The sequence below is a fragment of the Bradyrhizobium sp. R2.2-H genome (assembly GCF_004346455.1).
Classification (GTDB): domain Bacteria; phylum Pseudomonadota; class Alphaproteobacteria; order Rhizobiales; family Xanthobacteraceae; genus Bradyrhizobium; species Bradyrhizobium diversitatis.
Genome location: NZ_SMBR01000020.1, coordinates 1 through 13,340 on the forward strand (window position 1 = coordinate 1; position 13,340 = coordinate 13,340).

Here is a 13,340-nt window from a genome sequence, read left to right on the forward strand (position 1 = left end):
TCTCCCGCCAAGGCATCGGCTGATCCTCCCAGCCGACAGAGAACTGTCACCCATCCATCCGGTCTACTGTGTTACCTATCTATCCGGTCTGGACACCTATGCACCTTCTCCCACAAGGGGAGAAGGAAGAAAGCAAGTGCCTCTACCCCGCCTCCCGCTCCTCGGTTGGATAGACGCCGCGCAGCACCTCCTCGAAATGCATCTTCACGGCATCGTTGCACAGGCAGGCGCGAAGCTTCAGGCCATCGCGGTTGCGAACCAGGATCGAGCCGCGCCGTGTGTCGAGAATCCGTTCCGCCCTGAACGACTGAAGCACGCGGCTGGCATAGCTGCGACCGACCCCGAGCAGCGTCGCGAGTTGTTCGTGGGTCAGTGGCACGCTGCTCTCGTCGCCGGTCCGCTCCATCGCCGCCAGGATCCATTTGGCGGTGCGCTGCTCTATCGAGTGGATCGCGTTGCAGGCGGTCGACTGGAAGATCTGGGCCAGCATGCAATCGGCATAGCGGGCGAAGATGTTGCGCAGCGACGCCGAGCGCAGCTTGGCCGCTTCCAGCTTGGCAACGTGAATACGCGCAAACGGCCCGCCGAACTTCACGCAGATCCGCGTATAGGCCGGCAGAAATCCCTCGCTGACGATGCCGCCCACCGCGCCCTCACGGCCGACCAGAATGGTTTCGACGTCGCGACCGTCCTCATTGGGGACGAGGAAGGTCGCGAGCGACGGCCCGCAGGGGAAGTGGACGACCTGCACGTCGTCGCCGGGATTGTAGAGCAATTGGCCCGCGGCGGAGTCTTCGAAAGTCACGTGCGGGGCAAGGAGAGCGTAGTCGGCCTGGCTCAAACGCCGCAGCAGATTGTTGGCCGGCCGGCTCTCGACCTCGGTGACCTTGCCGATACGCGCATCCATCGTGAAACTCCCGTCCCTTCCCCCACCTTACCGAGTTCCGCGCCTCCCCTGTGTGCACAAGTGGACAGACTGGACAACGATGATGTGGTGAGTTTCGTTCCGGGAACCCCCCGATGCGCTACGCGCAGGCATCGTGTCGCGGCAGTCCTGATCCGAAAACCCCCAGCGCAAGATGCGATCATGGCACCCGCACTTTCCAACGGCTCAGGCTGGCCGGCCGATGTTCTGATCGTCGAGGACGATCCGATCATCGCGATCGATTTCGAGGATCGTCTGCTCGGATTTGGTGTGACCGGCGTGCGGACCGTCGGTTCGGTGACGCAGGCGCTGGACGCCATTGCGAAGCGGACGCCCGACTTCGCGCTGCTCGATGTCGAGCTGATCCGCGAGACCAGCTTTGCTGTCGCCGAGCGGCTGACCGCGCTGGAGGTTCCGTTCGTTTTCGTCACCGGCTATGGCGCCGAGGCGCGCATTCCGCCCGAACTGGCGGGCCGGCCACGGTTGCAGAAACCGTGTTCGAGCGATGCGCTGGAAGCGGCGCTCAAGCTACGCGCCGCCAACTAAAGCGCAATGCGATTAGGGTGAATCGTCATCGCGCTTCGGGTTGTTGTTTGAGCATGATCTTTTCGGAAAACCGCTCCGCACTTTTCCGGATCATGCTTTAGCGGTCAGCTTTGCTTCGGATCGAGCGTGGTCGACCACAGCGCCACGTCGGCGCGGTCGCGCAGGGTCACGGTCATTTGACCGGAGGCGCCGTCGATCTTGACGTGACCGAAGAACTGCATGCCCGCTGACGGCGGCAGGTTCTGGCTGTCCTTGCCCGGTGCCTTGACGAAGCGAACCTCGGGGCCAAAGGTGTTGTCGAGCGCGTTCGGACCGAACGTACCGGCGTGCAGCGGACCCGACACGAATTCCCAGAACGGCTCGAACTCCTGGAATTGCGCCTTGTTCGGATCGTAATAATGCGCGGCGGCGTAATGCACATCCGCGGTCAGCCACACCGTGTTCGTGATCGGCGCCATCTTGATGAAGCGGAGGATGTCGGCGATCTCGAACTCGCGACCACGCACCGGGCCGTCGCCCTGCGCAATGGCTTCCGATCCACCCTTCGGCGTGTCCGAGACGATCAGGCTGATCGGCATGTCGGAGGCGATCACCTTCCATGTCGCGCGCGAATTGAGGAGGCCGCGCTTGAGCCAGGCGATCTGGTCCGGCCCGAGGAAGGAGCTGGCGGGACCGTAGGCGGTCTCGAGATTGGCGCTGTTCGGGCCGCGATAGCTGCGCTCGTCGAGCATGAACACGTCGAGATGCGGGCCGTAGGCGATCTGTCGATAGACCCGGCCGGGCTCCACGATGCTTTCCCGCATCGGGTACATCTCGTGGAAGGCGCGCCCCGCGCGGGCCGCGAGCAGCGAGATGTCTCGCACCTTGTAGGCGGCCGGCAGCTCCTTCGACAGCGACCAGTTGTTGGTCACCTCGTGGTCGTCCCACTGCACGAAGATCGGTACTTCGGCATTGAAGGCTCGGAGGTTCTCGTCGGTGAGATTGTATTTGTGCGCGGCGCGGTACTCGTCCAGCGTCTCCGCGACCTTGGCCTTCTCCGGGATCGTGACGTTCTTCCAGACCTTGCCATCGGCGAGCTTCACCTCGGACTGGATCGGACCGTCGGCATAGATCGTGTCGCCGGAATGCAGGAAGAAATCGGGCCGGTGCTTGCGCATCGCCGAAAAGGTGAACATGCCGCCGTCATCGGGATTGATGCCCAGCCCTGGCCGGCGACATCGCCGCCCCAAACGAAGCTGACGTCGCGGCGGTCGGCCGGCGCGGTGCGGAAGCGGCCGACGACCGCCTCGCCCTCGACCGCGCTGTGTGAGAGATCGCGGAAGCGGACGCGGTAAAAGATGTCCTGGCCGCCCGGCAGATTCTCCAGCAGCATTTTTGCCGTGAAGTCGCTCTCGGGCAGCGCGGCGATCGGCGGCAGCGCACGGGCATTCCTGAACGTATCAGTCGTCGCCACCTCGACCAGCATCTGTGCCGGCCGATCGGTACGCGCCCACACCACACCGCCATCGACGGTGACGTCGCCAGACTGCACGCCATGAGTGACTGCCGGCCGATCGGCCGCGCGCGAGAGATAGGGCATTGCGATCGTGCCGAGCGCACCGGCGCTGGTGGCGAGGAAGCGGCGGCGGGAGAATTTGATCTTCATGAAGATGGCTCGCTGACTGGCGCAGCTTTCGCTGTCATTCCGGGATGGTGCGCCAGCACCAGACCCGGAATCTCGAGATTCCGGATTCGCGTTGCGCGCGCTCCAGAACGACAGTAGGAGCTATATTGAGACAATGTGACGCAGCCATTACGCCGGCAAGCGCCTACGCGTTGCCGGCGGCCCTGAACTGCGCGCCGGCGCGCTGCAGGTTCTGCGGCAGGCTCATCAGCAACGCCTTGCGGTCGGCGACCGCAGAGTGGAACTGGTCGAGCGCGATGTTGAAGGCGGTGAGCGCGCCTTCCTCGATCGCGCCGTGATCGTAGCAGCGCAGCGTATCGCGCAGGATGTCGTCAGCCTCGGTCTGCATCTGGTCGAGCTCTTCGGCCGTCTCGCACTTGCGCGCGGCGGCGATCATGTCGAGCAGGCGTTCGCGCTGATGATTGTTGCTGTCGCGCTCGTCCTTCTTCAGGTATCCGGCGAACCAGGCGCCGATCGAGCCCATGGCCGAAAGCGCCATCAGGCTCCACCAGATGTAGTCGCTGTATTTGTCGAGGAAGGTCTTTTCCTCGCCGTCGACGAAGGCGGCCGCACCCGGGTGCACCGGAATCACCGCATCCTTATCGGTATCGGGCGTTTCGATCTTCGCCGCGAGCGGAAATTCGGTCACCAATTGCTGGCGCACGGCAAACAGCTGACGCGTGAACGCCGCGATGGTGGTTTCGGACACGCCTTTGCGCGCCACGATGTGGTGCGAGAAGCTGATGGTCTTGACCTCGTCCTCCGGGCGGGCGGGAGAGCCGCCATAGGTGCCGGCGGGAATCTCGGACGCTTCGTAGACCGGATGGTTTTGCGCGATCGCATCCGCCGAATCGATCGCGAGGAAGGTGGGCGCGCCGAAATCCTTGGTGGAGGCGGCGATCGCATCCGACGTGATCTTGCTGTTGACGGGGCCGGCCGCGAGATAGACGTCGGCCTTCTGCGCCTTGATCGCCTCGGCGGCTTCGTTCGCCGGGAACTGCACGATCTCGACCTTGGCGGGATCGATGCCGTACTGCTGGAGGATCACCTTGAGCAGATTGACGTTGGCTTGGGTGCGGCCGACCACGCCGACGCGATGGCCGGCGAGCTGTGCGATCTTGGTGATCTTCGGGCCCCGTTTCTTGCCTTTGGCCGGCACGGACCACAGCACCACGACGTTCTTGCGCAGGGTCGCGACCGCTTGCGCGTTCTTGGGCACGTCGACGTCGCCGCGCACGATGGCGAGATCGACCTTGCCTTCCGCGAGCGCGTCGGCGCTTGCCGTGGCGCCGTCGGTCTGGAACGGCCGCAGCCTTACCTGACCCTTGGTCTGGGTGAAGGCCTGCGTCAGCGCCTGCACGATCTTGATGTCATCGCTGTTGGCAGGGCCGACCGCGATCTTGAGCGTCACCGGACGCATCGCGAAATAATAGCCGCCGGCGAGCGCGCCCACGATCGCAAGCACGAGTGCCAGAGACACAAGCGCCGTCTTCCGCGCCGCCGATCGCGGCGAAGGCGGAGGGGGCGCTTCGGCCAGGTCCAATCCCCCGGTCATCGATCTCCCAAACAGGCGCTTCAGGCTCAGTTTCATCTTGGCCGGCGATCTACCGTTGCAATTGTAGCAAATTTCCTTGTCCGGCGGGGTTACATCTCCGTCATGGTTAGCGGACGCAGGAAATCCCGTATGAACCCGGGCGGCGGCGCGGTGTTAGAGTAAAGTTCCCCCCAAAAGGCAAGGAGACGATCATGGCAGAACGGCTCTCGGCGGAGGAGCGCAGGCAGGCGCTGGGCGGACTACCGGGCTGGAGTGAGATCCAAGGCCGCGACGCCATCGGGAAGATCTTCGTCTTCAGGGATTTCAACGAGGCGTTCGGCTTCATGACCCGCGCCGCGCTGGTGGCCGAAAAGATGGATCACCACCCCGAATGGCGCAACGTCTACAAGACGGTGGAGGTGGTGTTGTCGACCCACGAAGCCGGCGGCCTCACCACGCGCGACATCGCGCTGGCCAAGGCGATGAACGCCATCGCAGGCTGACACTTGACGGATACGTGGCTGACGTCTTGCAGGGATCGGCCGCATCCCCATCTTGTGATCAGCCGGGACCGGGACGACCTCCGCCTCCGGCAGAACGGGAGTTTTCGAGCATGGCTGCCGAGCACAGCGTCGGCTTCGAGCCGGCCGATCGGCTCGCGGAAGATCGCGAGAGCGTGCGCCGCCGTTTCTGGCGCAAGCTGAAGCGTGTCGCCGCGCACCTGCCGTTCGCGGAAGACCTGCTTGCCGCCTATTACTGTGCGTTCGACCGGCAGACGCCGCGCCACGTCCAGGCCTCGCTGCTCGGGGCGATCGCCTACTTCATCCTGCCGTTCGACTTCGTCACGGACGTGATGCCGATGCTCGGCTTCGCCGATGACGCTGCCGTGCTCGCCACGGCCATCCGCATGGTCGCCGGCCACATCACGAACGAGCATCGCGAGGCCGCCCGCGCCGCACTGAAGCGCGGGGTGGAGGAGGGCGAGGCTGCGCGGTAGGGGCAATTCAACCACACCCACCGCTGTCATTCCCCGCGACCCGGCTACGCCAAGGCTTCGCCGGGGTTGAGGTCCAGGTGCGCCGAAGCTTTAGCGTAGGCGGCAAGCGGGGAATCCAGTACGCCGCGGCCTCTCGATTCAATCACTGCCGTCACGGAGTACTGGATCGCCCGGTCAAGCCGGGCGATGACAGTTGTGTGTGCTGAAACAGCGTCGCGATGACATCGCGATCACGGATGCAAGATCACCTTGCCCATGGCCTGACGTCCCGCCAGCACCTTCAGCGCGTCCGCGGTCTGGGCCAGTGGGAAGGTGCGGTCGACATGCGATGAGATCTTCCCCTCCGCCGTCCACTTCACCAGCTTTTCCAGATTGGCGCGGTTCTTGGCCGGGTTGAGTCTCGTCCAGGCGCCCCAGAACACGCCGCGGATGTCGCAGCCCTTCAGCAGCGCGAGGTTCAGCGGCATCTTCGGAATGTCGCCGGCGGCAAAGCCGATGACGAGGAAGCGGCCCTCCCAGGCGATCGAGCGCAGCGCCTGCTCGGCGTAAGCGCCGCCAACGGGATCGAAGATGATGTCGACGCCTTTGCCGCCGGTGAGCTTGCGCAGCCCTTCCTTCAGATCTTCCTTGCCGTAGTTCAACGTCAGCTCGGCGCCATGCGCCTTCGCGAATTCGAGCTTCTCGTCCGACGAGGCGCAGGCGATCACCTTCAGGCCCATCAGCTTGCCGAGCTCGCAGGCGGCGAGGCCGGTGCCGCCGGCCGCGCCAAGCACCGCGAGCGTCTCGCCGGGCTTCGGGCTCGCGCGGTCCTCCAGCGCATGCAGCGCGGTTCCGTAGATGATGATGATGCCGGCCGCGCGGTCGTAGTCGAGATTGTCGGGGATCTTCACGATCGATGCCGCTGGCAGCGCGATCTTCTCGCGCGCGCCGTTGTGGCCGCAGGACGCCACGACGCGGTCGCCGACCTTCAGATCGGTTACGCCGGGGCCGATGCTCTCGATCACGCCGGCGACTTCCGCAGCCGGCGAGAACGGGAACGGCGGCTTGATCTGGTACTTGCCCTGGATCATCAGGATGTCGAAGAAGTTCAGCGCCGCCGCCTTGATCGCAATCACGGCTTCGCCGGGACCGGCCACCGGATCCGGCACCTCGGCCAGAACGAGATCGTCGGGCTGGCAATATTGCGAGCAGAGGATGGCTTTCATGGCGGCACCTGAGGCGTTTCGAGTGGAATTATAGTTGAGCTGTTTCTGCCGGAATTAGTGAGGCCCGACAATCCGGATTCTTTGCTGGACGCAATGTTCGGCCTATCCTCGTCATCGCGAGCGCAGCGAAGGCAAATCCAGGCTATTTCCGCGGTACGGATTCTTGATGGCGCGCTGCGCTCGCGATGACCGAGTGTGTGGAAATAACGAGGATTCAAACGATGTTTGAAACAAGCCTGCTCAAGAACAAGCGCATCCTCGTCACCGGCGGCGGCTCGGGCCTTGGCGCGGCGATCGGCCGTCGCTTCCTCGCGCTCGCAGAGATCGTGATTTGCGGCCGCAAGCTCGACCGGCTGGAAGCAGCCGCGCGCGAGATGCGCGAGCAGACGGATGGCAAGGTCACGACGATCAGCTGCGATATTCGCGACGGTGCGGCCGTCGACAGCATGATGGAACGGATCTGGCGCGAGGCGCCGCTCGACATCCTGGTCAACAATGCCGCCGCGACCTTCATCGCACAGAGCGAGCATCTCTCCTTCCGCGCCGCGGATGCGATCCTGGCGCCGACGCTGCATGGCGCGATGTATTGCACGCTCGCCGCCGGCAGGCGCTGGATCGCGGGCACGCATGGCGGCGTCGTGCTGTCGATCCTCTCGACCTCCACCATCACCGGCCGCGCCTTCACCGTTCCGTCGGCGATGGCGAAGTCCGCCCTGCTGGCGATGACCAGGAGCCTTGCGGTGGAGTGGGGCCCGAAGGGCATCCGCACCGTCGCGATCGCGCCGGGTCCGTTTCCGACCGCCGGGGCGTCCGGGCAGCTACGCCCCGAGGGCCGCGATGAAGGATGGGCCTCGCGCAATCCGCTCGGCCGCGCGGGCGAGCATAGCGAGCTTGCCGATCTCGCCAGCTTCCTGGTCTCCGACCGCGCCGGCTACATCAATGGCGAGATGGTGGTGATCGACGGCGGCGCGCATCTGCGCAGTTCCGGCGCCGAGGATTTGCTCGGCTGGACCGAGGCGCAATGGGCCGAGCAACGCGCCGCGCGATCCAGGGCCTAGCTGCCGCCGCTGTCGCTAACTGCCTTCCCAAATTGGACTTTCCCGGCTATCCCTGCCCGGGGACAAAGCGCGGTCGGGCCATCTTCCAGTCACAATATTGAGGGAACCACTCCGAGCATGTGGCGGGTGCTGATTCTAGCTTTGATGACTGGCGTCATGGCCGGGGGAATCGTCGATTCCGCGCGGGCGCAGACGGCGCAACCGGCGCCCAAGTCCGTTCCAAAAGAGTCTGCTCCAAAGGAGGCGACACCGAAGCCGGCTGCGCCGCCTGCTCATACGACCGCAAAGGGGGCTCCGAAGCCCGAGAGTAAATCGGCGGCTTCGCCCGCGGGAGTTGCGGGTGGCGCCGAGCCGACCTTGATCGGGCAGTTCGGCACCTGGGGGGCCTATGCGGCGACGCCCAATGGCAAGAAGGTCTGTTTCGCGCTGGCCAAGCCTTCATCGTCGAAAACCAATCCGCCGAACCGGCCGCGTGATCCCGCCTATGCGTTCGTCTCGACCCGGCCGGCGGAGAAGGTCAACAACGAAGTCTCGGTCATGATCGGCTACGCGCTGAAGCCGGGCTCGGAATCGACTGTCGAGGTCGGCGGCGCCTCTTTTGCGATGTACACGCAGGGAGACGGCCTCTGGATCAAGAACGCGGCCGAGGAGGAGCGGATGGTCGAAGCCATGCGCAAATCCGCCGATCTCGTGGTCAAGGGCGTCTCGGCCAAGGGCACGGAGACGACCGACACCTTCTCGCTGAAGGGCCTTACCCAGGCGCTCGACAAGATCGCCCACGACTGCAAGCGATAAGGCTAGGCAACGGTCACGGTCGCAATTGGCAGTCCCGGTTGCTATATAAGGCCGGTTCCACAATTTCGGTCGTCATGGCCGGGCTTGTCCCGGCCATCCATGCGCTAGCCACAGGCGAAGAGAACGTGGATGCCCGGGACAAGCCCGGGCATGACGAGACAGCAACTATTCAGGCAACCAATGCAACCGACGACCGAGCCGCACAACGCAACCCTGGTGGAGAAGACTCCGCTCGAAACCTATGTGCCGCCGGCAAAACCGTCGCTGATCGGCCTGTCGCGCACCGAGCTTGCCGATCGCCTCGGCGAGATCGGTGTCGCTCCGGCCCAGCGCAAGATGCGCGTGCAGCAGCTGTGGCACTGGATCTATTTCCGGGGCGCCCAGAGCTTTGACGAGATGACTTCGATCTCGAAGGGCATCCGCGCCGAGCTCGTGCAGCATTTCACGGTCGACCGGCCCGAAGTCGTGGCCGAGCAGATCTCCAACGACGGCACCCGCAAATGGCTGCTGCGGCTGCCGAGCGGCGATAGCGTCCAGAAGGCGCATGAAGTCGAATGCGTCTACATCCCCGAGACCGATCGCGGCACGCTCTGCGTCTCCTCGCAGGTCGGCTGCACGCTGAACTGCGCATTCTGCCACACCGGCACGCAGCGCCTGGTGCGCAACCTCACCGCCGGCGAGATCGTCGGCCAGGTCATGGTCGCGCGCGATCGCCTCAACGATTGGGCCGACCGCGAGGACGGCACCCGCCGCGTCACCAACATCGTGATGATGGGCATGGGCGAGCCGCTCTACAATTTCGACGCGGTACGCGATGCGCTCCTGATCGTCGGCGACAACGAGGGCATCGGCATCTCCCGCCGCCGCATCACCCTGTCGACCTCGGGCGTGGTGCCGAACATCGTGCGCGCCGGCGAGGAGATCGGCGTCATGCTCGCGATCTCGCTGCATGCGGTGCGCGACGAATTGCGCAACGAGCTGGTGCCGCTCAACCGCAAATATCCGATCAAGGAGCTCTTGCAGGCCTGCCGCGACTATCCCGGCGCCTCCAACGCGCGGCGCATCACCTTCGAATACGTGATGCTCAAGGGCGTCAACGATTCGCTCGACGATGCGAAGCTGCTGGTGAAGATGCTCAAGGGCATTCCGGCCAAGATCAACCTGATCCCGTTCAATCCCTGGCCCGGCACCGCCTATGAATGCTCGGACTGGGACCAGATCGAAAAATTCTCCGAATACATCTTCAACGCCGGCTATTCCTCGCCGGTGCGCACCCCGCGCGGCCGCGACATCCTCGCCGCCTGCGGCCAGCTCAAGTCGGAGACGGAAAAGCTTTCGGCGAGGGAACGGCAGGCGCTGCGCGCCATGGCGATGACGGATTAGTTTCTCATGCCCGCGCCCTCGCCTCCTCGTCATTGCGAGCGAAGCGAAGCAATCCAGAATGTCGCCGCGGAAGCAGTCTGGATTGCTTCGTCGCATCAGCGCAAAATTGCTGCGCAATTTTGTCGCGAGCTCCTCGCAATGACGGCGAGGTGGTTTTGACGTCATGTCCCTGATCGGCCGCCTCATCGTCATCTTCATCGGCTTCCTTGCTGCCTGCTTCGCCGGCGGCATCATCATCGTCTTCGCGCTGCTGTTTCCGGAATTCTCCGATCTTGGCGCCGGTCCCGCCGATCAGGGCGCGATCGACATCCTGCTCGGCTTCGGCTTCATCTTCGTCTCCGGTTTCGCGCTGGTGCCGGCGGCGGTGATCGTCGCGATTACGGAGGCGCTCTACATCCGCAGTGCGTTGGCCTATGCCGTCGGCGGGGGCCTTGTCGGGCTCGCCTGCTACCTCGGTCTCGTTCCCTTCCATCCTGATACGTTTCAGTTCGAAGGTATCGTGCGGCGCCATCTGGAGATCATGACCGGCGCCGGCATCGTTGCCGGCGTGGTCTATTGGCTGATCGCCGGCCGCAACGCCGGCGCCTGGCGCGATCCGCCACCCCCGCGCAAGCCGCCTCCGCCATTGCCGGCGAATTCGCGGCCGGATGCGCGGTGAGTTTTTTATCCTCCCCCTCCAGGGGAGGATGGGCGCTTTCTCCGGGGTTTCCATCCCCGTCCCACTCCGCTAAACCGCGCGCCATGAACCGGACCGGACTCTTCATCGCCCTGGCGCTGTGGCTCGTGATCGGCGTCGTCTTCGGCCTCTATCCCGAGCTCGACCTCAAGCTCGCTTCGCTGTTCTTCGATGCCGAGACCAAGACGTTTCCGCTCAAGCTGAACGGCTGGGCCGGCTTTGCGCGCGATGCGGCGATGTGGATCGCCTGGGCCTTCGCGCTGCCCTCGATCGTCGCGCTCGTGGTCAAGATGATCCGGCCCGACCGGCCGCTGATGGTGCGGGGGCGCACGATCATCTTCCTGCTGGTGACGATGGCGATGTCGGCCGGCATTCTCACCAACCTGACCTTCAAGACCTATTGGGGCCGGCCACGGCCGGTGGTGGTGACCGAGTTTGCCGGCGACCAGCAATTCGTGCCGTGGTGGGATCCCCGCGGCGGCTGTGCGCGCAACTGCTCGTTCTTCTCGGGCGAGGGTGCGACCGCGTTCTGGACGCTCGCGCCGGCCGCGCTGGCGCCGCCGCCGTGGCGCCCGCTCGCCTATGCCGCCGCCGTGGTATTCGGCGCCTTGACCAGCGGGCTGCGCATGGCCTTCGGCGGGCACTTTTTCACCGACGTGGCCATCGCCGGCCTCGTCACCTTCGTCGTGATCTGGTTCGCCTACGCGCTGATCTACCGCTGGCCGCGGACGCGGTTTTCGGACGAGGCGGTCGATGCCGCCCTGACCCGGCTGGCCATGCCGGGCTACCGGCTACGCCAGCGCCTGTTCGGCCGCAGGACCGATCCCGAACCCTCGGTTTGAGTCCATTAAATGGGTGCCGAGCCCCGCGAAATTTGATATTCGCGCGGTCGAGTTCACCTCTGACATCAGCCCTTGAGACCCGATTGGACGCCCCATGACCACGATCCTGAAAAGCCTGCCCAAGGGTGAGAAAGTCGGCATCGCTTTTTCGGGCGGTCTCGACACCTCTGCGGCGCTGCTCTGGATGAAGCAGAAGGGCGCGCGCTGCTACGCCTACACCGCCAATCTCGGTCAGCCCGACGAGGCCGACTACAACGAGATCCCGCGCAAGGCGATGGAGTTCGGCGCCGAGAAGGCGCGCCTGGTCGATTGCCGCACGCAGCTGGTGCACGAGGGCATTGCCGCGATCCAGTCCGGCGCCTTCCATATCTCGACCGGCGGCATCACCTATTTCAACACCACGCCGCTCGGCCGCGCCGTGACCGGCACGATGCTGGTCGCGGCCATGAAGGAGGACGGCGTCAACATCTGGGGCGACGGCTCGACCTTCAAGGGCAACGACATCGAACGCTTCTACCGCTACGGCCTGCTCACCAATCCCGGCCTGAAGATCTACAAGCCCTGGCTCGACCAGCAGTTCATCGACGAGCTCGGCGGCCGCGCCGAGATGTCGGCCTTCATGACCGCGCAAGGCTTCGCCTACAAGATGAGCGCCGAGAAGGCGTATTCGACCGACAGCAATTTGCTCGGCGCCACGCATGAGGCCAAGGATCTCGAAAGCCTCGACAGCGGCATCAAGATCGTCAACCCGATCATGGGCGTGCCGTTCTGGCGCGACGATTGCGCCGTGAAGGCCGAGAAGGTCGTGGTGCGTTTCGAGGAAGGCCAGCCCACGGCGCTGAACGGCCAGACCTTCTCCGATCCCGTCGCGCTGTTCCTCGAAGCCAACGCCATCGGCGGCCGCCACGGCCTCGGCATGAGCGACCAGATCGAGAACCGCATCATCGAGGCCAAGAGCCGCGGCATCTACGAGGCGCCCGGCATGGCGCTGTTGCACATCGCCTACGAGCGCCTCGTCACCGGCATCCACAACGAGGACACCATCGAGCAGTACCGCATCAGCGGCATGCGCCTCGGCCGGCTGCTCTATCAGGGTCGCTGGTTCGATTCGCAGGCGCTGATGCTGCGCGAGACCGCGCAGCGCTGGGTCGCGCGCGCCGTCACCGGCGAAGTCACGCTCGAGCTGCGCCGGGGCAACGATTATTCGATCCTCAACACCGAGAGCCCCAACCTCACCTATGCGCCGGAGCGGCTCAGCATGGAGAAGGTGGAGGACGCCGCCTTCACGCCGGCCGATCGCATCGGGCAGCTCACCATGCGCAACCTCGACATCGCCGACACCCGCACCAAGCTGAAGCTCTACAGCGACACCGGCCTGCTCTCGGGCAGCGAAGGCTCGCAGATCTTCCGCCTGGAGAGCGACAAGGGCTGAGCTCCCCTGTCGTAGCAGGGCAATCGCATATGGTGCTTTGCGCGAGCTGAGCGCGCGTCTCGAAGGATGGCCACAGGCGATATCGCTCCCATATGCGTTGCGTTGCCATGCCTGCCGTACGGTGGGCGAAGCGAAAGCGTACCCACCATCTTCTGCGACCGAGATAGTGGTGGGCACTGCGCCTTGCACCTTTGCCCAGCCTACGATTGCGCGCAGCCCGGATGGCCACGCGCTTAATGACGGTGTCATTCTCGATCGCTACGCTCCTGTTTCGGAATGGGATT

General features: G+C 64.7%; 12 protein-coding genes and 1 pseudogene. 9 read left to right on the forward strand and 4 right to left on the reverse strand.

The annotated features are described in order from the left end of the window. Window positions 1-142 precede the first annotated feature (142 nt). Complete coding sequence (locus EDE08_RS34505) at window positions 143-907, reverse strand: Crp/Fnr family transcriptional regulator (RefSeq protein WP_131874260.1); 765 nt, start codon at window positions 905-907, stop codon at window positions 143-145. Between the two features lie 180 nt (window positions 908-1,087). Here EDE08_RS34505 and EDE08_RS34510 point away from each other — a divergent pair, with 180 nt between their 5' ends. Then, complete coding sequence (locus EDE08_RS34510; RefSeq protein WP_131874258.1) at window positions 1,088-1,471, forward strand: response regulator; 384 nt, start codon at window positions 1,088-1,090, stop codon at window positions 1,469-1,471. A gap of 104 nt (window positions 1,472-1,575) precedes the next feature. Here EDE08_RS34510 and EDE08_RS34515 read toward each other — a convergent pair. Together EDE08_RS34515 and EDE08_RS34520 are read right to left on the reverse strand one after the other, a co-directional pair. Then, window positions 1,576-3,116, reverse strand: a pseudogene (locus EDE08_RS34515) (alkaline phosphatase D family protein). A gap of 163 nt (window positions 3,117-3,279) precedes the next feature. Continuing rightward, window positions 3,280-4,725, reverse strand: coding sequence for a TAXI family TRAP transporter solute-binding subunit (locus tag EDE08_RS34520; RefSeq protein WP_131874256.1), 1,446 nt, complete (start codon window positions 4,723-4,725; stop codon window positions 3,280-3,282). Window positions 4,726-4,880: 155 nt separating this feature from the next. Here EDE08_RS34520 and EDE08_RS34525 point away from each other — a divergent pair, with 155 nt between their 5' ends. Both EDE08_RS34525 and EDE08_RS34530 read left to right on the forward strand, forming a co-directional pair. Next, window positions 4,881-5,171 (forward strand): 4a-hydroxytetrahydrobiopterin dehydratase, encoded by a 291-nt coding sequence (locus EDE08_RS34525; protein ID WP_131874254.1) that lies wholly within the window; start codon window positions 4,881-4,883, stop codon window positions 5,169-5,171. Window positions 5,172-5,281: 110 nt separating this feature from the next. Further along, entirely contained in the window at window positions 5,282-5,665 is a 384-nt protein-coding gene (locus tag EDE08_RS34530; protein ID WP_131874253.1) for a YkvA family protein, read from the forward strand. A gap of 230 nt (window positions 5,666-5,895) precedes the next feature. Here the strand turns inward: EDE08_RS34530 and EDE08_RS34535 are convergent, their stop codons facing one another. After that, a complete protein-coding gene (locus tag EDE08_RS34535; protein WP_061880125.1) occupies window positions 5,896-6,870 on the reverse strand; it encodes an NADPH:quinone oxidoreductase family protein in 975 nt (324 codons plus the stop codon). Window positions 6,871-7,091: 221 nt separating this feature from the next. Between EDE08_RS34535 and EDE08_RS34540 the strand changes: the two genes are divergently transcribed. The 6 genes from EDE08_RS34540 (at window position 7,092) to argG (ending at window position 13,056) form a co-directional block, all read left to right on the forward strand. Beyond that, window positions 7,092-7,928: an SDR family oxidoreductase gene (locus EDE08_RS34540; protein WP_131874251.1), complete on the forward strand. Its 837-nt coding sequence runs from the start codon at window positions 7,092-7,094 to the stop codon at window positions 7,926-7,928. A gap of 117 nt (window positions 7,929-8,045) precedes the next feature. Then, entirely contained in the window at window positions 8,046-8,723 is a 678-nt protein-coding gene (locus EDE08_RS34545; protein WP_131874249.1) for an invasion associated locus B family protein, read from the forward strand. A gap of 180 nt (window positions 8,724-8,903) precedes the next feature. Continuing rightward, the gene (gene rlmN, locus EDE08_RS34550) at window positions 8,904-10,106 is read left to right on the forward strand and encodes a dual-specificity RNA methyltransferase RlmN (RefSeq protein ID WP_131874247.1); all 1,203 of its coding nucleotides are present in this window, start codon (window positions 8,904-8,906) and stop codon (window positions 10,104-10,106) included. A gap of 163 nt (window positions 10,107-10,269) precedes the next feature. Next, window positions 10,270-10,764 carry a hypothetical protein gene (locus EDE08_RS34555; RefSeq protein WP_131874245.1) on the forward strand — a complete coding sequence of 165 codons (495 nt, stop codon included), beginning with the start codon at window positions 10,270-10,272 and terminating at the stop codon, window positions 10,762-10,764. A gap of 83 nt (window positions 10,765-10,847) precedes the next feature. Next, complete coding sequence (locus tag EDE08_RS34560; protein WP_131874243.1) at window positions 10,848-11,624, forward strand: phosphatase PAP2 family protein; 777 nt, start codon at window positions 10,848-10,850, stop codon at window positions 11,622-11,624. A 94-nt stretch (window positions 11,625-11,718) separates the two neighbouring features. Further along, window positions 11,719-13,056 (forward strand): argininosuccinate synthase, encoded by a 1,338-nt coding sequence (gene argG / locus EDE08_RS34565; RefSeq protein ID WP_131874242.1) that lies wholly within the window; start codon window positions 11,719-11,721, stop codon window positions 13,054-13,056. Window positions 13,057-13,340: the final 284 nt, after the last annotated feature.

Bases quoted from the DNA above. Each gene is read 5' to 3' on its own strand.
- EDE08_RS34525 (WP_131874254.1), top strand. From the start codon at position 4,881: ATGGCAGAACGGCTCTCGGCGGAGGAGCGCAGGCAGGCGCTGGGCGGA.
- EDE08_RS34505 (WP_131874260.1), bottom strand. From the start codon at position 907: ATGGATGCGCGTATCGGCAAGGTCACCGAGGTCGAGAGCCGGCCGGCC.
- EDE08_RS34520 (WP_131874256.1), bottom strand. From the start codon at position 4,725: ATGAAACTGAGCCTGAAGCGCCTGTTTGGGAGATCGATGACCGGGGGA.
- EDE08_RS34535 (WP_061880125.1), bottom strand. From the start codon at position 6,870: ATGAAAGCCATCCTCTGCTCGCAATATTGCCAGCCCGACGATCTCGTT.
- EDE08_RS34555 (WP_131874245.1), top strand. From the start codon at position 10,270: ATGTCCCTGATCGGCCGCCTCATCGTCATCTTCATCGGCTTCCTTGCT.
- EDE08_RS34510 (WP_131874258.1), top strand. From the start codon at position 1,088: ATGGCACCCGCACTTTCCAACGGCTCAGGCTGGCCGGCCGATGTTCTG.
- rlmN (WP_131874247.1), top strand. From the start codon at position 8,904: ATGCAACCGACGACCGAGCCGCACAACGCAACCCTGGTGGAGAAGACT.
- EDE08_RS34540 (WP_131874251.1), top strand. From the start codon at position 7,092: ATGTTTGAAACAAGCCTGCTCAAGAACAAGCGCATCCTCGTCACCGGC.
- EDE08_RS34560 (WP_131874243.1), top strand. From the start codon at position 10,848: ATGAACCGGACCGGACTCTTCATCGCCCTGGCGCTGTGGCTCGTGATC.
- EDE08_RS34545 (WP_131874249.1), top strand. From the start codon at position 8,046: ATGTGGCGGGTGCTGATTCTAGCTTTGATGACTGGCGTCATGGCCGGG.
- EDE08_RS34530 (WP_131874253.1), top strand. From the start codon at position 5,282: ATGGCTGCCGAGCACAGCGTCGGCTTCGAGCCGGCCGATCGGCTCGCG.
- argG (WP_131874242.1), top strand. From the start codon at position 11,719: ATGACCACGATCCTGAAAAGCCTGCCCAAGGGTGAGAAAGTCGGCATC.